Source organism: Pseudomonas sp. NKUCC02_KPG, assembly GCF_019345465.1.
Classification (GTDB): Bacteria; Pseudomonadota; Gammaproteobacteria; order Pseudomonadales; family Pseudomonadaceae; genus Aquipseudomonas.
This window is the reverse complement of sequence record NZ_JAHKRC010000007.1, coordinates 104,965-123,087: the sequence shown is the minus strand read 5'-3', so window position 1 is coordinate 123,087 and position 18,123 is coordinate 104,965. Positions and strand designations below refer to the sequence as shown.

The following is an 18,123-nucleotide window of genomic DNA, read 5'->3' as shown; positions in this document are numbered from 1 at the left end:
GAGACCACTCCATGAGCCTCAATATTTTCTGGTTCCTGCCTACCCACGGTGACGGCCATTACCTTGGCACCTCCGAAGGCGCTCGTGCCGTTGACTACGGCTACCTGCAACAAGTCGCACAGGCCGCAGACCGTCTGGGCTTTGGCGGAGTACTGATTCCGACAGGACGTTCGTGCGAAGACTCCTGGTTGGTGGCCGCAGCGCTGATCCCCGTTACCCAGCGCCTGAAGTTTCTGGTGGCCCTGCGCCCTGGCATTGTCTCGCCCACGGTGGCGGCACGTCAGGCCGCGACCCTGGACCGTCTGTCCGGTGGCCGCGCACTGTTTAACCTGGTGACTGGCGGCGACCCGGAGGAACTGGCCGGTGATGGCCTGTTCCTCAGCCACGAAGAGCGTTATCAGGCCTCGGTGGAGTTCACCCGCATCTGGCGTCGTGTGCTCGAAGGCGAAACCGTGGACTACGACGGCGAACACATCACCGTCAAAGGCGCAAAACTGCTTTACCCGCCGATCCAGCAGCCGCGCCCGCCGCTGTACTTCGGTGGATCGTCGGAAGCTGCGCAAGACCTGGCTGCCGAACAAGTTGAAATGGTGCTGACCTGGGGCGAGCCACCGGCCGCCGTCGCCGAGAAAATCGAACAGGTACGTGCCAAGGCCGCCAAGCTGGGCCGCACCGTACGCTTCGGCATTCGTCTGCACGTGATCGTGCGTGAAACCAACGAAGAGGCATGGAAAGCCGCCGACAAACTTATTTCCCATCTGGATGACGACACCATCGCCCGCGCTCAAGCCTCGCTGTCGCGCTTCGACTCGGTCGGCCAGCAACGCATGGCCGCCCTGCATGGCGGTAGCCGCGACAACCTCGAAGTCAGCCCCAACCTGTGGGCCGGCGTGGGCCTGGTGCGTGGCGGTGCCGGCACGGCACTGGTCGGTGACGGCCCAACCGTGGCAGCCCGGGTTCAGGAATACGCCGACCTTGGCATCGACACCTTTATCTTCTCGGGTTATCCCCACCTGGAAGAGTCGTACCGCGTTGCCGAACTGCTGTTCCCGCACCTGGATATCGAGCGCCCGGAACTGCCAAAAGGCGCCAGCTACGTGAGCCCGTTTGGCGAAATGGTCGCCAATGACATTCTCCCTAAAGCCGCGTCGCAGAGCTGAGGTCGCCATGAGTTCAGGCAAGGCCTCGGGCCTCAATAAAATCGGTCACACCCTGGCGCCCTGGGCCTTGCCTGTGTTGCTGCTGGCGGTATGGCAGCTGTCCGTGTCGGCGGGCTGGTTGTCGACACGCATCCTGCCCGCCCCCAGTGCCGTGATCACGGCCGGGATCGAGCTGGTACGCAGTGGCGAAATCTGGAAACACCTGGCCATCAGCGGCTGGCGTGCCGGATTGGGCTTTGCCATCGGCGGCAGCATCGGCCTGGCGCTGGGCTTTATTACCGGCCTGTCGAAATGGGGCGAACGCCTGCTCGACAGCTCGGTACAAATGATCCGCAACGTGCCGCACCTGGCGCTGATTCCGCTGGTCATCCTGTGGTTCGGTATCGATGAGTCGGCGAAGATTTTTCTGGTAGCACTGGGGACTTTATTCCCGATCTACCTCAACACCTACCACGGCATCCGCAACGTCGACCCGGCGCTGGTCGAGATGGCGCGCAACTACGGGTTGTCCGGTTTCAGCCTGTTCTGGCAGGTGATCTTGCCGGGGGCGTTGCCTTCGATCCTGGTGGGCGTGCGCTTTGCCCTGGGCTTTATGTGGCTGACGTTGATCGTGGCCGAAACCATCTCCGCCAGCTCCGGCATCGGCTACCTGGCGATGAACGCCCGGGAGTTCCTGCAAACCGACGTGGTGGTGCTGGCAATTGTTTTGTACGCCGTGCTCGGCAAGCTGGCCGATACCGCGGCCCGTGGTCTGGAGCGCATCTGGTTGCGCTGGCACCCGGCGTATCAAGTCGTTAAAGGCGGTGCAGCATGACAGCTCAACAACCTCCACGTTTGCGCCAGGGCATCCCGCTGGCCATCAACGGCCTGCAAAAAGCCTTCGGCGAGCGGCTGGTGCTGCGAGAGATCAATCTGCATATCCCGGCGGGGCAATTTGTCGCCATTGTCGGGCGCAGCGGTTGCGGCAAAAGCACCCTGATGCGCCTGCTGGCCGGGCTAGACCAGCCCACCGCCGGCCAATTGCTGGCCGGTAGCGCACCGCTGCAAGCGGCCCGTGAAGACACGCGACTGATGTTTCAGGAAGCACGTTTGCTGCCCTGGAAAAAAGTCATCGACAACGTGGGCCTTGGCCTTAAAGGCGACTGGCGCCCCAAAGCGCTCAAGGCACTGGAAGAAGTCGGCCTGGCCGAACGCGCCAATGAATGGCCAGCAGCACTGTCGGGCGGGCAAAAACAGCGTGTGGCCCTGGCCCGCGCCCTGATCCACCAGCCGCGCTTGCTGCTGCTCGACGAACCGCTGGGCGCGCTGGATGCCCTGACCCGGATTGAAATGCAGGACCTGATCGAACGCCTGTGGCGCCAGCATGGTTTTACCGTGTTGCTGGTGACACACGACGTCAGCGAAGCCGTCGCGATTGCTGACCGGGTGATTTTGATTGAAGAAGGGCAGGTGGGGCTTGACCTCACCGTCGATCTGCAACGCCCTCGGGTACGCGGCTCGCACCGCCTGGCCGCACTGGAAACCGAAGTACTGAACCGTGTTCTCGCACTGCCTGGCTCGCCACCTGAGCCGGAACCCGTTGCACCGCTGCCTACGCAACTGCGCTGGGCGCAATAAAACCACTTTCTATCCCAAGACAGGAATCGACACCATGACCATTAAAGCCATCAACGTTCGCAACCAGTTCAAAGGCCACATCAAGGAAATCGTGCTGGGCGACGTGCTGTCGGAAATCGACGTACAGACCGCATCGGGCATCGTGACCTCCGTGATCACCACCCGCTCGGTCAAAGAGCTGGAACTGGTGGTCGGCAGCGAAGTGATCGCGTTTGTAAAATCCACCGAAGTGTCCATCGCCAAGCTGTAAACCGTGGTTTATCCACAACCCCGAAAGGTGTGAGCCCTTCGGGGTTTTTTGTGGCTGAAAAACACCCCTTGAGGTGCACTTCGTCGTGGCTACAAAGACAGCAAGCGGTGGACGGATTAGACTCAAAGGCACCCTCGCAGGAGGTCTCCATGAGCGCCCACCTTTCCCCGATCGTTTCAGAGTTCGAAACCGAAGAGCAGGCCGCCAGTTATGATCGCTGGTTCCGAGCCAAGGTACAGGCCGCACTTGATGATCCGCGCCCGGGTATCCCCCACGATCAAGTAATGGCCCAGATGCAGGCCCTGATCGAGTCAAAACGCAAAGAGCGCGATGCTGTTTGAGTGACGGCCCCTTGCTCGGGCTCAACTCAGCGAGATCCTTGAGTACATCAGCGACCGCCATCTTGTCGCGGCCAGTGAGCTCTACAAGAACATTGAAGCTGCTATATCCGCTCTACCTCAGCATCCCTATTTGTATAGATTCGGTCGAGTACCCGGGACTCGGGAAATTGTCGTGCATCCCAATTACCTGGTGGTCTACAGAGTCACGAATCGGATCGAGATAGTCACCGTTCTGCACGCAAGGCAGGAATATCCATGAGCAAAAACAACAAGCAGCAGAACAGAGGGCTGGGCAGCCGTATCCATAAACGCTTCGAGAAAGCCGGATACGTGGAACTGGATCTGCCAAAACGCGATGAAACTGTCAGATCGCTATCCCTGTAATTTCTTTAGAGTCGCCCCCCGTAGCAGCAACTACAAAATCAAGGCCCGCCCATTGCAGGCGGGCCTTGGCTGTCACCGCACCAAATGCAAAAACTGCATATGACGTTCGTACTGGTCGAGGATGTCGTTGATGATTTGCTCTTTGGTGTAGCCCGTCAGGTCGTAATCCTGACTGCCTTCGGCCAAATGCACCTCAGCGCGGTAGTAACGGCGGTTTCGCAGTTGCTCTTTTTTGCCAAAGCCACCACGGGCGAAGGAAGGCGTGAAGTAGCCACGCATCTGCACCTGGTAGATGAACGGATGTTCGTCGCCGTGGCCGATTTCCAGGCTCACGTTGTCGTTGGCCGGGTCCGGCTGGGTGACGACATTCAGGCCTTTCTCCAGGAACACCGCGCTCACTTCTTCAATCGCCGGGCGCACGGTGGTATCCATGAAGCGATACACCTCGTCACGGGACGGGAAGTGCACGGCCTGGCTCAAGCGCTGACGCCAACCGCCGCGACGGGAGTGCGAAACCGGCGCCAGGGAGTGCATCTGCGCAATCTGCTTTTGCGACTCAAGGTAGAACGCCTTATGCAGGCCCCACATCATCAGCAGCAAAATCAGCGAGAACGGCAGCGAGGTCAGCACCACCGCTGACTTGAGCGCATCGATACTGCCCGAGAACAGCAGCGCACTGGTAACCAGCGCCGTCATCGCACCCCAGAACACCCGCAGCCATTTAGGGCCGTCCTCATCCGCGTTATTGCCACGCGCCGAGAGGGTGGACAGCACCACGGTGCCGGAGTCGGCCGAGGTCACGAAGAACACAAAGCTGATAAACACCGTCACCGCAATCACGGTCCGGCTCCACGGGTAGGTCTCCAGCAGCAGGTACAGCGTGCGCGACGGGTCGTCGATGGCAGACTGGCCGAGGGCAACCATGCCGTGGTTGAGCACCTGATCAATGGCGCTGTTGCCGAAAATCGACATCCACGCCAGGGTGAAGCCCAACGGAATCAGCAGTACGCCGAACACGAACTCGCGGATGGTACGGCCCCGTGAAATACGCGCAATGAACAGGCCCACAAACGGCGACCATGCGATCCACCAGGCCCAGTAGAACACCGTCCAGCCGCCCAGCCAGTCGCTGGGTTTGTCATAGGCGTACACGTCGAAACTCTTGGTCGGCAAGGCGCCAAGATAGTCACCGATGTTTTGCACCAGGGTGTTGAGCAGATGCTGGGTGGGGCCTGCGAACAGCACAAACAGCAGCAGCGCGCATGCCAGCAGCATGTTGATGTCGGACATCACCCGCACGCCTTTATCGACGCCCGCAATGGCCACCAGAATTGCCGCGCCCATCATCAGCGTGATCAGGCCCACTTGCACCCATTGGGTATGCGGCAAGCCGAACAGGTAGTCGAGCCCGGAGTTGAGGTGCAACACCCCAAAGCCCATGTCGGCGCCCAGGCCAAACACGGTGGCGATGATGCCGAAGCCATCCACCGCATAGCCGATAGGCCCGTTGATGCGCTTGCCGATCAGCGGGTAGAGCGCCGAGCGCAGCGCCAGCGGCAGGTTGTGACGGTAGGCGAAGTAGGCCAGCGCCATGCCCACAAAGGCGAACACGCCCCAGCCATGCAGGCCCCAGTGCAAGAACAGCAGCTGCATGCCCTGGCGCGCAGCCTCTGACGTACCGGCCGGGCCTTGGGGCGGGGCGAGCATATGGGTCAGGGGTTCGGACACACAGAAGAAAAATAGCGTGATGCTGATCCCGGCGGCGAACAGCATGCCCGCCCAGGACAGGTAACTGAACTCGGGTTCGTCGTGGTCGGCACCGAGCTTGATCTTGCCGTAGCCGGACAAGGCGGTGACGACCACGAAGATCAGATACAGGGTCATCGCTAACATGTAGTACCAGCCGACCGTATTGGCCGCCCAGTTCTGTGCGGCCAGCAGCCATTCACCGGCCGCTTGTGGCATGGCGATGACCACCAGGCCAAAGATCAGGATAAACACGGCGGCAAAGTAAAATACCGGCGGGTTCATGCGGATCGAAGACGTTTCAGGCGTGATCGGTACACTCATTGGATGTGCACCTTATAGAGGTAAAACGGGATCAAAAAGAGCGGATTCGGCAAGGGTTAGCCTCCTGTTGTGAGCGGGCAGCGGACCACCGGTTTAAGTTGAACGAGCATTCAAGTTAAACATGGATGGCCTTTCAGCACTAATCGCTGCCCACGGCTACACGTCTGATACGTTAGCTCATGACTGGGTATGACACATGGCCATGATCAACGTTCAGCCGTTGTGGGGTGGGGCTGTCAGGGGGGTGGGAGGTGGTTGGGAACAGCAGGACCAGGGAGAGCCGAAAAAAAATTTACCCCCTGCTAAATTGATCAAAAAACAGACAAATCCAGTGGCCGAATCGCGCCCATCCAGATCGCATGGTCGGTGTGGTCCAGCAGGTCATTACCGGTATCGGGGTGCATAAACACCACCAGCCCGTGGCGATAGAGCGCCAGCCACGGCAGGACGATACCCACGAGTTCCGGGCCGAACGCCAGCTGGCAGCTCCAGTCCGGGTGCGGGCCGACCAGGCGTTCGTGGACGCGGCCCATGGTGACGCCAAACAGTTGCTTCGCCTCTTCGCACAAGGCCCGCGCCTGATCGATGGTCGAGGCGTCGAAATAGATGTGAGCGTGGTAGCCCTTGATTCTCTGCATATCGCTCTCGTACGGGTGATGTGGGAGCGGGCTTGCTCGCGATGGGATCGGCACAGGGTTGCTGATACACCGCACCAGCCGAATCGCAAGCAAGCCCACACACAGTTAAAGCGCCAGCAACCGCCGCAACTCAGCCAACGCCGGGGCCGTGTCCGGCCGCACACCGCGCCACAGGTAAAACGCCTCACCCGCCTGTTCAGCGAGCATCCCCAAACCGTCCATCACCTGACCCGCGCCATGCCCGCTGGCCCACACGCAAAAAGGCGTCGGCTCCTTGCCGTACATCATGTCGTAGCACAGGGTTTTACCCGGCTCGATCAGGCTGCTGGCAATAGGTGGCAGTTCGCCGCTCAAGCTGGCCGAGGTGGCGTTGATGATCAGGTCGACAGGCTCGTGCAACCAGTCAAAACCACTGGCCGCCACCGGGCCCAGGTCGCAGAACAGTTCAGCCAGCAGTTCGGCCTTTTCAACCGTGCGATTGGCGATTGTCACCGAGGCCGGCCCCTCGGCCAGCAAGGGTTCCAATGCGCCACGCACCGCACCGCCCGCGCCCAGTACCAGGATGCGTTTGCCCTTGAGGCTGAAACCGGCATTGACTGTCAGGTCGCGCACCAGCCCTGCGCCATCAGTGTTGTCCCCCAGCAAACTGCCGTCGGCCAGCTTGCTCAGCGTATTGACGGCACCGGCCCGTTGCGCGCGGGCGGTCAGTTGATCGGCCAGGCGGTAGGCATCTTCTTTGAATGGCACGGTGACGTTGGCACCGCGCCCCTCTTGAAAGAACGCCGTGGCACAGCCGGAAAAATCATCCAGCGGCGCGAGCAAGGTGTCGTATTGCATGACTTGACCGGTTTGCTCGGCAAACAGGCGATGCAGTACCGGGGATTTGCTGTGGGCAATCGGGTTACCAAAAACGACGTAACGGTCCATCAGGCAAGCTCCTCGGGCAATGTCAGGCGTTGGCTAACCAGTCGCGGTCTTGCAGGAAGTAATCCGTCAGACGCGCTTCCGGGCTGCCCGGCTCGGCTTTCCAGTCGTAGCCCCAGCGAACTTGCGGCGGCAGCGACATCAGGATCGACTCGGTGCGACCGCCCGATTGCAGGCCAAACAGGGTGCCACGGTCATAGACCAGGTTGAATTCCACGTAGCGGCCACGGCGGAATTCCTGGAATTCACGCTGCTGGGCGGTGTATTCGTCGTTTTTGCGGCGCTGAACGATCGGAAGGTAGGCGTCGATATAGGCGTCGCCAATGGCACGAATAAAGGCGAAACAGGTATCGAAATCCCACTCGTTCAAGTCATCGAAAAACAGGCCGCCAATGCCCCGTGGCTCGTTGCGATGCTTGATATGGAAGTAGGTGTCGCACCAGGCCTTGTAGCGCGGGTACACATCGGTGCCAAACGGCGCACACGCCTGCTCGGCCACGCGATGCCAGTGCACGCAGTCTTCTTCAACGGCGTAGTAGGGCGTGAGGTCAAAGCCGCCACCGAACCACCAGACCGGCTCTTCACCTTCTTTTTCAGCGATGAAAAAGCGCACGTTGGCGTGGGATGTTGGCACATGCGGGTTGTGCGGGTGGATCACCAGCGACACACCCAGGGCTTCAAAGCCACGGCCCGCCAATTCTGGGCGATGGGCGCTGGCGGATGGCGGCAAACCGCTGCCAAAAACGTGGGAAAAGTTGACGCCGCCTTTCTCAATAACGTGGCCGTTTTCAATTACACGGGTACGACCGCCACCGCCCGCCGGGCGCTGCCAGGCGTCTTCAACGAATTGAGTGCCGCCGTCTTCAGTTTGCAGTGCGTTGCAAATGCGGTCTTGAAGGTCGAGCAGATAGGCTTTTACAGCCTCGGTGCGAGTAGTCATGACATCACCTTAAATCGGGCAAAGCGACGCGGCACGTCCATCAGAGCGGGGCCGGCGGCAAAGGGCCGCTAGCATAACATCGCCCTGCGCATCACCGCAGTTGACGAAGATCACGCTTAAGCGTTGGATAGCGGTTTCGTCAATTCAGCAAGGAAAGTGCAGATGGCTAAGCGTATCCAGTTTCGGGCCCACGGCGGCCCTGAAGTGCTTGAGTATGTCGACTTCCAACCCGCCGAGCCGGGCCCGCAGCACGTGCGGGTACGCAATCAGGCCATCGGTCTGAATTTCATCGATACCTATTACCGTGGCGGCTTGTACCCGCTGGCTGAGCTGCCGTCCGGGCTGGGCAATGAGGGCGCCGGGGTTGTTGAAGCGGTGGGCAGTGAAGTGCGTACCGTTAAGGTCGGCGATCGCGTGGCCTACGGCACCGGCCCCTTGGGCGCATACAGCGAGTTGCATGTGTTGCCCGCCGCGAATGTGGTGAAACTGCCCGATGATATTTCCTTTGAGCAGGCCGCCGCCGTGATGCTCAAGGGGCTGACAACCCAATACTTGCTGCGTCAGACCTATGAACTCAAAGGTGGCGAAACAATCCTGTTTCACGCTGCCGCCGGTGGCGTCGGTTCGATTGCCTGCCAATGGGCAAAAGCGCTGGGCGTAAAGCTGATCGGCACCGTCAGTTCAGCCGAAAAAGCGGCCCATGCCAAAGCGCTGGGCGCATGGGAAACCATCGACTATAGCCATGAGGATGTGGCCAAGCGTGTGCTGGAATTGACCGACGGCAAGAAGTGCCCGGTGGTGTATGACGGCGTGGGCAAAGACACCTGGCTGACCTCGCTCGATTGCGTGGCACCCCGTGGTCTTATGGTCAGCTTTGGCAACGCATCGGGGGCGGTGACCGGGGTTAACCTGGGGATTTTGTCGCAGAAGGGCTCGCTGTACGTGACCCGACCAACACTGGCGTCCTACGCCAATAGCGCCGAAAACCTGCAAGCGATGGCCGATGAGCTGTTTGCGATGATTCGCAGTGGTGCAATCAAGGTTGATATCAGCCAGCGTTTTGCGCTGAGTGATGCCGCCAGGGCACAGACTGAGTTGTCGGCACGCCGTACGACGGGTTCAACGATTTTGTTGCCTTAAAACAAGCGTCCATCCCTGTGGGAGCGGGCTTGCTCGCAATGGAATCGCTGCGGTGTAACTGACACACCGTAGTGCCTCAATCGCGAGCAAGCCCGCTCCCACACAACAGAAAAGCCTGTGTGCCTACGCCGGGCGAACCACCTTGCCGCTCGCCAGATCGCGGATCAGGCTCGGGTTTTTACGCCCGCCCAGATTGCCGCCCAGTACATGATCAATTTGCCCACGGAAATACTGCTCAACTTTTAACCGGGTACGCGCAGCGGGCAAGCCCGCCGGGTTGGCGGACGTCGACACGATAGGCCCCACCAACGCACACAGCTCACGCACCAGCGGGTGATCACTCACACGCAGCGCCACGGTGTCATGCACGCCGGTGATCCACTCGGGCAACAAGCCCTGATGCGGCACCAGCCAGGTGTTCGGCCCCGGCCAGGTGCTGGCCATACGGTCGATCCATTCCTGGGGGAAGTCTTCAAACAGAAAGTCGAATTGGTGGATGTTGTCTGCCACCACAATCAGGCCTTTATCCACAGGCCGCGACTTGATCGCCAGCAACCGCTCGACCGCTTCCTCATCCCACGGGTCGCAGCCCAAACCCCAGACCGCCTCGGTTGGATAGGCAATTACCGCGCCTGCGCGAATGGCTCTTGCAGCTTGTTGGACGCGCCAGGTGCTGATCATTGAATGTCTCCAGATATGTACTACACGCAGTGTACTTAGCTGGGCCGCGCAAACCAACGCCCGCCCTCCAGCACGACGTGCCCCGCCAGTTCGAGTTCGGTCATTGCAGCCAGCAATCGAGGTAAATCCCAACCACTGGCAGTGACCAGTGCTTCGCTGGTTTGAGGCGCTGCCTGCAACAATTGCACTAATGGATGACAGCTTGGTGTAAATAAATCGGTGGTGGATAACGGCAATGAGCGCCAGCCACGCAGGCCTTCCAGAATATGCTCCACGGTCTCGACCAGAGTGGCGCCATCGCGGATCAACTGATGACAACCCCGTGCTCCCGGATGATGGATAGAACCGGGCATGGCGTACACCTCGCGCCCCTGTTCAGCCGCCAGGCGGGCGGTGATCAGCGAGCCGCTGGCCACACTGGCCTCCACCACCAGCACGCCAAGGGATAAACCGCTGATGATTCGGTTACGCCGAGGGAAGTTGGCCGGTAGCGGGCCGGCGTCCAGAGGGAACTCCGAAACCACCGCGCTGCCGCTGGCAATCATTGCGTCTGCCAGGGCGCGATGGCGCTGTGGATAAAGTTTTTGCAAACCGGTGCCCAATACGCCCACCGTCTGTCCGCCAACGTCCAGAGCGGCTTGATGCGCCGCGCCGTCTACCCCCAGCGCCAGCCCGCTGGTAATTACAAAACCGGCTCCGGCAAGGCTGCGGGAAAAGGCTGCTGTGGTGTCCAGGCCCGGGCGTGAAGCGCGGCGGCTACCGACCATCGCCAGCTGCGGCTTTTCCAGAATAGAAGGGGCCCCAGCCACGAATAACACGGGGGGAGCATCGCTGAGTTCACTCAATAAAGCAGGGTAATCGGCCTGGTCATGGAACAGCACGTGCTGCCCGGAGCGCTCAAGCCAGCGCAATGCAGCGCTGGCACCCTCGCGAACCTCAGGGCTGCGTCGCGCCTGGGCACAGGCTGCGGGCAGCCCCAATGCATGCCAGGCGGAGGCAGGCGCACTGAGCGCCGAACTGGCCGAACCGAAGGCCCTGAAAAGGGTGTAGTAACGCCGTGGCCCAATCTCGGGCAGGCGGTGCAAACGCAAACGGGCTTCGAGTTCAGCCGGGGATATTTCTGACAACGGCATAGGATCATCCTTGATCGGTTATTCCATCTGAACATAAGGAACAAGCTGTGGATAAGTCTGTTGACAAGTTGTTTGGGAAACGATGAAAACGGCACGATTGAGCCACCGGCCGGACCTTGAAACCGTACGTAGAAACCCAACATTAGTTGAATGCTGCCTAGAGGCTGATCTCACAGGTTTCAAATTGAGACATGCACCGGCCACCTGCGCGTGCAGCCCGGCAGCTAGTCGTTTCATCCGCGGGTGAATCCCTTTATTATGTGTACTCGCGTGAAACGCCAGAGCCCGAGCGGGTTCTCTCTGAAGGAGACGTTTTGCACAGGTTGCTCGAGTCCACAGGACCCACCTGACAACCGTTTTTGAATCTTTCACACAGTGCACCAATCAAACTTATGGCTATTTTGAACATCCTCGAATTCCCAGACTCGCGTCTGCGTACCATCGCCAAACCCGTGGCGGTTGTGGACGACGAAGTCCGTCAGTTGATCGATGACATGTTTGAAACCATGTACGAGGCGCCGGGCATCGGTCTGGCCGCCACTCAGATCAACGTGCACAAACGCATCGTGGTCATGGATCTGAGCGAAGACCGCAGCGAACCCATGGTGTTTATCAACCCGGAGTTCGAGATCCTGTCCGACGAGATGGGCCAGTATCAGGAAGGCTGCCTCTCGGTACCGGGTTACTACGAAAACGTCGATCGCCCGCAGCGTGTCAAGATCAAGGCGCTGGACCGTGACGGCAAGCCTTTCGAAATGATCGCCGAAGGCCTGCTGGCGGTGTGCATTCAGCACGAATGCGACCACCTCAACGGCAAGCTGTTCGTGGATTACCTGTCTACGCTCAAGCGTGACCGGATCAAGAAGAAGCTGGAAAAACTGCACCGCCAGAACGCTTGATCAATTGCCTGAGGTCAGCGCTGCTCTTGTAGCCGCTGACGAGGAACGAGGCTGCGATCGGGTGCGTAGCAGCCGTAAAACCCGCGCCCTGAATGCCGCTGACACACCGCGTCGTCTGAATTTACGGCCGCTTCGCACCCGATCGCAGCCTCGTTCCTCGTCAGCGGCTACAGGTATCTCGCAGGACTCTCCCCCCTATTCCAAGTGAGTAATCCATGACTGAGCCACTGCGCATCGTCTTTGCTGGCACCCCAGAATTCGCCGCCGAACACCTCAAGGCGCTGCTAAGCACCCCTTACGAGATCGTCGCGGTCTACACCCAACCGGATCGTCCGGCCGGGCGCGGGCAAAAGCTGATGCCAAGCCCGGTCAAGCAACTGGCCCTGGAACACAACATCCCGGTCATGCAGCCGCCAACCCTGCGCGCACCCGAGGCTCAAGCCGAACTGGCCGCGCTCAAGCCGGACTTGCTGGTGGTGGTGGCATACGGCCTGATCCTGCCTCAAGTGGTGCTGGATATTCCGCGTCTGGGCTGCATCAACAGCCACGCGTCCTTGTTGCCACGCTGGCGTGGAGCGGCGCCGATTCAACGCGCCATCGAAGCGGGCGACAGTGAAAGCGGTGTGACCGTGATGCGCATGGAGGCGGGTCTGGATACCGGCCCCATGCTGCTCAAGTCTGTCACCCCGATCACTGCCGACGACACCGGCGGCAGCCTGCACGACCGTCTGGCAGAGTTGGGCCCACCGGCCGTTATCCAGGCCATAGCCGGGCTGGCTGCGGGCACGCTGCAAGGCGACGTGCAGGACGACAGCCTGGCGACCTACGCCCACAAGCTCAATAAAGACGAAGCACGCATCGACTGGAGCCGCCCGGCTGTTGAGTTGGAGCGTCTGATTCGCGCCTTCAACCCCTGGCCGATTTGCCACAGCACGCTCAGTGGTGAAGCCCTCAAGGTGCTGGCCGCTACCATTGCTGACGCCAAGGGCGCGCCGGGGCAGATTATTGCCGCGAGCAAAGACGGCCTGATCGTTGGCTGCGGTGAAGGCGCGCTATGCCTGACACGTCTGCAATTACCTGGCGGCAAAGCACTGAACTTCAGTGATTTTTTCAACAGTCGCCGTGAGAAATTCGCTGTCGGCATCACCCTCGGTCAAACGGAAAACGCGCAATGAACCCTCGTCTGGCCGCTGCCAAGGCACTGACTGCCGTGTTGAACGGCAAAGCATCGCTCAACAGCTCCTTGCCTCTGCAACTGGACAAGGTTGAGGTGCGCGATCGCGGCCTGACCCAGGACCTGGCGTTCGGTACTGCCCGCTGGCAGCCGCGCCTGTCGGCGCTGGCCAACAAGCTGCTGCAAAAGCCGTTCAAGGCTGCGGATGCGGACGTCGAGGCGCTGCTGCTGGTCGGTCTGTATCAACTGCTCTACACCCGTATTCCGGCCCACGCTGCCATCGGCGAAACCGTAGGCTGCGCCGACAAGCTGAAAAAGCCGTGGGCCAAAGCCCTGCTCAACGCCGTGCTGCGCAACGCCCAGCGCGAGAGCGAAGCCTTGCTGGCCGAGCTGGAGCATGATCCCGTGGTGCGTACCGCCCACCCGCGCTGGCTGCAAAAATCCCTGAAGGCCTTCTGGCCTGAGCAGTGGGAAGCTATTTGCGCGGCCAACAATGCCCACCCGCCGATGATTCTTCGGGTTAACCGTCGTCACCACAGCCGCGATGGGTATCTGCAGTTGCTGGTCGAGGCCGGGATCGAGGCCCAGCCGTGTGTCTACAGCCAGGACGGGATCGTGCTGGCCCAAGCCTGCGATGTACGCAATCTGCCGGGCTTTGCCGAAGGATGGATCAGCGTACAGGACGAGGCCGCGCAACTGGCTGCCGACCTTCTGGATCTGGCGCCGGGCCAGCGTGTGCTTGACGCCTGCTGCGCACCGGGCGGTAAAACCTGCCACATCCTGGAAGTCGAACCTGCACTGGCGGGCGTAGTGGCGGTCGACCTGGAAGCCAAGCGTCTGGTGCGCGTGCGCGAAAACCTTGAGCGTCTGGGCCTGAGCGCCGAGCTGATCGCTGCCGATGGCCGCGACACCGCCACCTGGTGGGACGGCAAGCCCTTCCAGCGCATCCTGCTGGATGCGCCGTGTTCGGCGACCGGTGTTATCCGCCGTCACCCGGACATCAAGCTGACCCGCCAACCCGATGACATTGCCGCGCTCGCAGCCTTGCAAGGCGAACTGCTGGACGCGATGTGGCCAACTCTGGAAGTTGGTGGCATCTTGCTCTATGCCACCTGCTCGACGTTGCCGACTGAAAACACCGACGTGATCGAAGCCTTTCTCGCCCGTACCCCGGGTGCCCGAGAGCTGGATATCGCCGGGCAGTTCGGTCTCAAGCAACCCCACGGCCGCCAGTTGCTGGCGCAAGAGGGCGGGCACGACGGCTTCTACTACGCCAAATTGATCAAAATCGCGGCCGCTCGCGGCTAACTGATTAGGGATTGCAGGCATGAAAATCATCATCCTCGGCGCAGGCCAGGTCGGCGGTACGCTGGCAGAACATTTGGCCAGCGAAGCCAACGACATCACCGTGGTCGACACTGATGGTGAGCGCCTGCGCGACCTCGGTGATCGCCTCGATATTCGGACCGTGCAGGGCCGAGCCTCGCTGCCCAATGTGCTGCGTCAGGCGGGGGCGGATGACGCGGACATGCTGGTGGCGGTCACCAACAGCGACGAGACCAATATGGTCGCGTGCCAGGTGGCCTACACGCTGTTTCATACCCCGACCAAAATCGCCCGGGTCCGCGAGGCGGCTTATCTGACACGCGGCCAGGAGTTGTTCGACAACGACGCAATCCCGGTCGACGTGCTGATCAGCCCCGAGCAGGTAGTAACCAATTACATCAAGCGCCTGATCGAACACCCCGGCGCCTTGCAGGTCATCGACTTTGCCGAAGGCAAGGCACAACTGGTTGCGGTCAAGGCGTACTACGGCGGCCCGTTGATTGGTCAGCAACTGCGCCAGCTCCGTGAACACATGCCGAATGTGGATACGCGAGTAGCAGCGATTTTCCGACGTGACCGGCCGATCACCCCCCGTGGCGATACGGTGATTGAGGCTGACGATGAGGTCTTTTTCATCGCCGCCAAGGCCAACATTCGCGCCGTAATGAGCGAAATGCGCCGTCTCGACGAAAGCTACAAGCGCATTGTGATCGCCGGTGGCGGGCAGATCGGTGAGCGTTTGGCCGAGGCGATTGAAAGCCGGTATCAGGTCAAGATCATCGAGATGAACCCGGCACGTTGCCGTTATTTGTCCGACACCCTCGACAGCACTGTGGTGCTGCAAGGCAGCGCTTCTGACCGCGATTTGATGCTCGAAGAGAACATTGCGGACGCCGACGTATTTTTGGCCCTGACCAACGACGACGAGGCCAATATCATGTCCTCGCTGCTGGCCAAGCGCCTGGGTGCAAAAAAGGTGATGACCATCATCAACAACCCGGCCTACGTGGATCTGATCCAGGGCGGCGAGATCGATATCGCCATCAGCCCCCAGTTGGCCACCATCGGCACCTTGCTGGCCCACGTGCGCCGTGGCGATATCGTCAGCGTGCACTCATTGCGCCGTGGAGCGGCCGAGGCGATCGAGGCGATTGCCCACGGTGATTCGAGGTCAAGCAAAGTGATTGGTCGTCGTATCGGCGAGATCAATCTGCCGCCGGGCACTACGATTGGCGCGATTATTCGCGACGAAGAAGTACTGATTGCCCACGACTCTACTGTGATCAATGCTGGCGACCACGTGATCTTGTTCCTTGTGGATAAAAAGCATATTCGCGACGTAGAGAAGCTGTTCCACGTGGGATTGAGCTTTTTCTAAGGAGTCAGGAATGCTGGAGTCACTGGAAAAAATGCTGGCCAAGGGTGTGGATAACTCATTGCTGCGCTTTGGCCTGGGCAAGGGTTATCTCGACCTTGGGGATAACCTCAAGGCGGCGGAGCACCTGCAACGCTGTGTGGCGTTTGACCCCAAGTATTCCGCAGCCTGGAAGCTGCTGGGCAAGGCGCAACTGGCGGCGGGCGATCGTGTGGCCGCGCGCACGGCATGGGAGCAAGGGATTGCAGCAGCCCAGGCCCATGGCGACAAACAGGCCGAGAAAGAAATGACCGTGTTTTTGAAGAAACTCGATAAAGTCTCCTGACACTGCCCATCCAATGTGAGAGCGGGCTTGCTCGCGATGCAGACAGCGCGGTTCAGTTTTAAAACCGCGTCGATGCAATCGCGAGCAAGCCCGCTCCCACAGGGGTGAGTGGCTTTAGTACCAGCGCGCTTCTCCCGGCGGACGCTTTTTGAAGCGCTTCATGCTCCACATGTACTGGCTCGGGTACGCCCGCACATATTTTTCGACCACCTTGCTCATGGCCGCACACGAGGTTGCCGTGTCGGTGCTGTACATCTCTTCGGGCGCCGCTTCCAGAATCACTTTAAAGCCCGAACCGTCCGGCAGGCGCAGTGCGTGCAGGAACACGCCCACTGCCTTGCCACCCGCCAGCATGTTGGGCACAAACTTGCTGGTCAGGGCCATCGTGCCGAGGAACGGTACAAAGATACCGGCTGACTCTGCTGGCTCCGGGTCGGCCGGAATCCCGACCTGACCGCCTTTTCGCACTTCCTTGATGACACTCAAAATGCCTTCTTTGGTCGATGCGGCCACGCGGTTGCCCAGTTGCACACGTTGTTTTTGCAGCAGTTCGTCTACCGCCTTGAGCTTGGGCGGGCGATAAAAAATGATCGGTTTGCACTGGCTGCAGTAGAAGTGGTTGAGCACTTCCCAGTTACCCAGGTGGCTGGTGATGCCCACTACGCCCTTGCCGGAGGCCAAAGCGGCCTTGAGCACGTCCAGGCCTTCGACTTCACGCACCAGATCAATGGAACGCTGGGCGGGCCAGATCCAGGCGCAAGCGCTCTCGGTCAGGCTTTTGCCGATGTCCTTGAGGGTTTGGCCCACCAGTTGCTCACGGGCTACCGGGTCCATCTCGGGGAAACACTTGGCCAGGTTGATACGCACTACATCGCGCGATCGGTTAGGCAGTTTCCACATCAACCAGCCAATGGCCGACCCCACGCGCTGCACCGCGCCCCACGGGAGCATGGCAAACAATCGCAAAGCCCCGACCAGCAAGGCGCCTTTAAACTTTTCCACAGGGTTATCCCATTCAAAACAAAACGGCTTTGTAGTCGCTGACGAGGTACGAGGCTGCGATGGGTTGCGCAGCAGCCCCATTGTTGAAGGTCCTTCGGACCTTATCGCAGCCTTCGGCAGCTACTACAGGATTTAATGCAATAGGCCAGCATTCTAACCGCCGTTTGCCAGTTCGGCGTAACGGTCGCAATAGGTGGCGTGGTCCATGACCATGCCGCTGGCCTGCATAAAGGCGTAGCAAATGGTCGGGCCGACGAACGTGAATCCGGCTTTTTTCAGGCCTTTGCTCATGGCTTCGGCCTCAGGTGTCACGGCCGGAAATTCATGGCGTTCGGTGAAGTGGTTGATCTTCGGCTTGCCGCCCACGAACGACCATAAAAACTCGACGGGGTTGTCCAGCGCCAGCCAGGCCTGGGCATTACGCCGTGCTCCAGCCACCTTGAGCCGGTTGCGGATGATCCCGGGATCTTGCAGCAACGCTTCTATTTCGGCGTCGCTCATGATCGCCAAACGCTGCACATCGAAGCCGAACATGACCTTGCGATAATGCTCGCGCTTCTTTAAAACCGTGATCCAGGACAAACCCGCCTGGAACCCTTCGAGCAATAACAACTCGAACAGCCCATGCGCATCGCGCAACGGCACTCCCCACTCTTGATCGTGATAAGCGGTGTACAGCGGATCGTCTGAACACCAGAAGCAACGTGCCATATAGGCTCCAGGGGGTGGAGGGGCGACCGAATC

The 18,123-nt window shown here is 60.2% G+C and carries 20 protein-coding genes and 1 pseudogene; 13 read left to right on the top strand and 8 right to left on the bottom strand.

Features of this window, described 5'->3' with window-relative positions:
- The first annotated feature begins 11 nt into the window (after positions 1 to 11).
- The 7 genes and pseudogenes from ssuD to KO536_RS24295 all read left to right on the top strand — a co-directional run bounded on the left by ssuD (position 12) and on the right by KO536_RS24295 (position 3,752).
- The gene (gene ssuD, locus KO536_RS11600) at positions 12 to 1,160 is read left to right on the top strand and encodes an FMNH2-dependent alkanesulfonate monooxygenase (protein ID WP_019828602.1); all 1,149 of its coding nucleotides are present in this window, start codon (positions 12 to 14) and stop codon (positions 1,158 to 1,160) included.
- 7 nt (positions 1,161 to 1,167) lie between these two features.
- On the top strand, positions 1,168 to 1,974 hold the full coding sequence (gene ssuC, locus KO536_RS11595) for an aliphatic sulfonate ABC transporter permease SsuC (RefSeq protein WP_133074967.1): 807 nt from the start codon (positions 1,168 to 1,170) through the stop codon (positions 1,972 to 1,974).
- Positions 1,971 to 2,777 (top strand): aliphatic sulfonates ABC transporter ATP-binding protein, encoded by an 807-nt coding sequence (gene ssuB, locus KO536_RS11590; protein WP_219261983.1) that lies wholly within the window; start codon positions 1,971 to 1,973, stop codon positions 2,775 to 2,777. The genes ssuC and ssuB overlap by 4 nt, the downstream gene beginning before the upstream one ends.
- A gap of 34 nt (positions 2,778 to 2,811) precedes the next feature.
- The gene (locus KO536_RS11585) at positions 2,812 to 3,027 is read left to right on the top strand and encodes a molybdopterin-binding protein (protein WP_003444581.1); all 216 of its coding nucleotides are present in this window, start codon (positions 2,812 to 2,814) and stop codon (positions 3,025 to 3,027) included.
- A 149-nt stretch (positions 3,028 to 3,176) separates the two neighbouring features.
- Positions 3,177 to 3,368 (top strand): antitoxin, encoded by a 192-nt coding sequence (locus KO536_RS11580; protein WP_133074966.1) that lies wholly within the window; start codon positions 3,177 to 3,179, stop codon positions 3,366 to 3,368.
- Between the two features lie 4 nt (positions 3,369 to 3,372).
- A pseudogene (locus KO536_RS11575) lies at positions 3,373 to 3,627 on the top strand (type II toxin-antitoxin system RelE/ParE family toxin); the annotation flags it as partial.
- The gene (locus KO536_RS24295; RefSeq protein WP_257622897.1) at positions 3,624 to 3,752 is read left to right on the top strand and encodes a hypothetical protein; all 129 of its coding nucleotides are present in this window, start codon (positions 3,624 to 3,626) and stop codon (positions 3,750 to 3,752) included. The pseudogene KO536_RS11575 and the gene KO536_RS24295, both read left to right, overlap by 4 nt.
- A gap of 72 nt (positions 3,753 to 3,824) precedes the next feature.
- Here KO536_RS24295 and betT read toward each other — a convergent pair whose 3' ends face one another.
- The 4 genes from betT to hemF all read right to left on the bottom strand — a co-directional run bounded on the left by betT (position 3,825) and on the right by hemF (position 8,324).
- A complete protein-coding gene (gene betT / locus KO536_RS11570) occupies positions 3,825 to 5,783 on the bottom strand; it encodes a choline transporter BetT (RefSeq protein WP_219262037.1) in 1,959 nt (652 codons plus the stop codon).
- A gap of 350 nt (positions 5,784 to 6,133) precedes the next feature.
- A complete protein-coding gene (locus tag KO536_RS11565; protein WP_133074964.1) occupies positions 6,134 to 6,460 on the bottom strand; it encodes a DOPA 4,5-dioxygenase family protein in 327 nt (108 codons plus the stop codon).
- 105 nt (positions 6,461 to 6,565) lie between these two features.
- Positions 6,566 to 7,387: a shikimate dehydrogenase gene (gene aroE / locus KO536_RS11560; protein ID WP_133074963.1), complete on the bottom strand. Its 822-nt coding sequence runs from the start codon at positions 7,385 to 7,387 to the stop codon at positions 6,566 to 6,568.
- A gap of 22 nt (positions 7,388 to 7,409) precedes the next feature.
- Positions 7,410 to 8,324 (bottom strand): oxygen-dependent coproporphyrinogen oxidase, encoded by a 915-nt coding sequence (gene hemF, locus KO536_RS11555; protein WP_133074962.1) that lies wholly within the window; start codon positions 8,322 to 8,324, stop codon positions 7,410 to 7,412.
- A 162-nt stretch (positions 8,325 to 8,486) separates the two neighbouring features.
- Between hemF and KO536_RS11550 the strand changes: the two genes are divergently transcribed.
- Positions 8,487 to 9,464 carry an NADPH:quinone reductase gene (locus tag KO536_RS11550; protein WP_133074961.1) on the top strand — a complete coding sequence of 326 codons (978 nt, stop codon included), beginning with the start codon at positions 8,487 to 8,489 and terminating at the stop codon, positions 9,462 to 9,464.
- A 123-nt stretch (positions 9,465 to 9,587) separates the two neighbouring features.
- On the opposite strand, the gene KO536_RS11545 is transcribed toward KO536_RS11550, so the two are convergent.
- Together KO536_RS11545 and dprA are read right to left on the bottom strand one after the other, a co-directional pair.
- The gene (locus KO536_RS11545; RefSeq protein WP_133074960.1) at positions 9,588 to 10,145 is read right to left on the bottom strand and encodes an L-threonylcarbamoyladenylate synthase; all 558 of its coding nucleotides are present in this window, start codon (positions 10,143 to 10,145) and stop codon (positions 9,588 to 9,590) included.
- A gap of 35 nt (positions 10,146 to 10,180) precedes the next feature.
- Positions 10,181 to 11,278, bottom strand: coding sequence for a DNA-processing protein DprA (gene dprA, locus KO536_RS11540; protein ID WP_133074959.1), 1,098 nt, complete (start codon positions 11,276 to 11,278; stop codon positions 10,181 to 10,183).
- Between the two features lie 392 nt (positions 11,279 to 11,670).
- Here dprA and def point away from each other — a divergent pair, with 392 nt between their 5' ends.
- The 5 genes from def (at position 11,671) to KO536_RS11515 (ending at position 16,377) form a co-directional block, all read left to right on the top strand.
- The gene (gene def / locus KO536_RS11535; protein ID WP_019828628.1) at positions 11,671 to 12,177 is read left to right on the top strand and encodes a peptide deformylase; all 507 of its coding nucleotides are present in this window, start codon (positions 11,671 to 11,673) and stop codon (positions 12,175 to 12,177) included.
- A gap of 215 nt (positions 12,178 to 12,392) precedes the next feature.
- On the top strand, positions 12,393 to 13,352 hold the full coding sequence (fmt, locus tag KO536_RS11530; RefSeq protein WP_133074958.1) for a methionyl-tRNA formyltransferase: 960 nt from the start codon (positions 12,393 to 12,395) through the stop codon (positions 13,350 to 13,352).
- Complete coding sequence (rsmB, locus tag KO536_RS11525) at positions 13,349 to 14,659, top strand: 16S rRNA (cytosine(967)-C(5))-methyltransferase RsmB (RefSeq protein WP_219261982.1); 1,311 nt, start codon at positions 13,349 to 13,351, stop codon at positions 14,657 to 14,659. The genes fmt and rsmB overlap by 4 nt, the downstream gene beginning before the upstream one ends.
- A 19-nt stretch (positions 14,660 to 14,678) precedes the next feature.
- A complete protein-coding gene (gene trkA / locus KO536_RS11520) occupies positions 14,679 to 16,055 on the top strand; it encodes a Trk system potassium transporter TrkA (protein ID WP_133074956.1) in 1,377 nt (458 codons plus the stop codon).
- A gap of 10 nt (positions 16,056 to 16,065) precedes the next feature.
- On the top strand, positions 16,066 to 16,377 hold the full coding sequence (locus KO536_RS11515) for a tetratricopeptide repeat protein (protein ID WP_133074955.1): 312 nt from the start codon (positions 16,066 to 16,068) through the stop codon (positions 16,375 to 16,377).
- 114 nt (positions 16,378 to 16,491) lie between these two features.
- Here the strand turns inward: KO536_RS11515 and KO536_RS11510 are convergent, their stop codons facing one another.
- The gene (locus KO536_RS11510) at positions 16,492 to 17,379 is read right to left on the bottom strand and encodes a lysophospholipid acyltransferase (RefSeq protein WP_219261981.1); all 888 of its coding nucleotides are present in this window, start codon (positions 17,377 to 17,379) and stop codon (positions 16,492 to 16,494) included.
- A gap of 153 nt (positions 17,380 to 17,532) precedes the next feature.
- Entirely contained in the window at positions 17,533 to 18,090 is a 558-nt protein-coding gene (locus KO536_RS11505; RefSeq protein ID WP_133074954.1) for a DNA-3-methyladenine glycosylase I, read from the bottom strand.
- Between the last annotated feature and the right edge of the window lie 33 nt (positions 18,091 to 18,123).

What these genes read in the sequence shown, in the direction of transcription:
- ssuD (WP_019828602.1), top strand. Translation starts at nt 12, where the DNA reads ATGAGCCTCAATATTTTCTGGTTCCTGCCTACCCACGGTGACGGCCAT.
- ssuC (WP_133074967.1), top strand. Translation starts at nt 1,168, where the DNA reads ATGAGTTCAGGCAAGGCCTCGGGCCTCAATAAAATCGGTCACACCCTG.
- ssuB (WP_219261983.1), top strand. Translation starts at nt 1,971, where the DNA reads ATGACAGCTCAACAACCTCCACGTTTGCGCCAGGGCATCCCGCTGGCC.
- KO536_RS11585 (WP_003444581.1), top strand. Translation starts at nt 2,812, where the DNA reads ATGACCATTAAAGCCATCAACGTTCGCAACCAGTTCAAAGGCCACATC.
- KO536_RS11580 (WP_133074966.1), top strand. Translation starts at nt 3,177, where the DNA reads ATGAGCGCCCACCTTTCCCCGATCGTTTCAGAGTTCGAAACCGAAGAG.
- KO536_RS24295 (WP_257622897.1), top strand. Translation starts at nt 3,624, where the DNA reads ATGAGCAAAAACAACAAGCAGCAGAACAGAGGGCTGGGCAGCCGTATC.
- betT (WP_219262037.1), bottom strand. Translation starts at nt 5,783, where the DNA reads ATGAACCCGCCGGTATTTTACTTTGCCGCCGTGTTTATCCTGATCTTT.
- KO536_RS11565 (WP_133074964.1), bottom strand. Translation starts at nt 6,460, where the DNA reads ATGCAGAGAATCAAGGGCTACCACGCTCACATCTATTTCGACGCCTCG.
- aroE (WP_133074963.1), bottom strand. Translation starts at nt 7,387, where the DNA reads ATGGACCGTTACGTCGTTTTTGGTAACCCGATTGCCCACAGCAAATCC.
- hemF (WP_133074962.1), bottom strand. Translation starts at nt 8,324, where the DNA reads ATGACTACTCGCACCGAGGCTGTAAAAGCCTATCTGCTCGACCTTCAA.
- KO536_RS11550 (WP_133074961.1), top strand. Translation starts at nt 8,487, where the DNA reads ATGGCTAAGCGTATCCAGTTTCGGGCCCACGGCGGCCCTGAAGTGCTT.
- KO536_RS11545 (WP_133074960.1), bottom strand. Translation starts at nt 10,145, where the DNA reads ATGATCAGCACCTGGCGCGTCCAACAAGCTGCAAGAGCCATTCGCGCA.
- dprA (WP_133074959.1), bottom strand. Translation starts at nt 11,278, where the DNA reads ATGCCGTTGTCAGAAATATCCCCGGCTGAACTCGAAGCCCGTTTGCGT.
- def (WP_019828628.1), top strand. Translation starts at nt 11,671, where the DNA reads ATGGCTATTTTGAACATCCTCGAATTCCCAGACTCGCGTCTGCGTACC.
- fmt (WP_133074958.1), top strand. Translation starts at nt 12,393, where the DNA reads ATGACTGAGCCACTGCGCATCGTCTTTGCTGGCACCCCAGAATTCGCC.
- rsmB (WP_219261982.1), top strand. Translation starts at nt 13,349, where the DNA reads ATGAACCCTCGTCTGGCCGCTGCCAAGGCACTGACTGCCGTGTTGAAC.
- trkA (WP_133074956.1), top strand. Translation starts at nt 14,679, where the DNA reads ATGAAAATCATCATCCTCGGCGCAGGCCAGGTCGGCGGTACGCTGGCA.
- KO536_RS11515 (WP_133074955.1), top strand. Translation starts at nt 16,066, where the DNA reads ATGCTGGAGTCACTGGAAAAAATGCTGGCCAAGGGTGTGGATAACTCA.
- KO536_RS11505 (WP_133074954.1), bottom strand. Translation starts at nt 18,090, where the DNA reads ATGGCACGTTGCTTCTGGTGTTCAGACGATCCGCTGTACACCGCTTAT.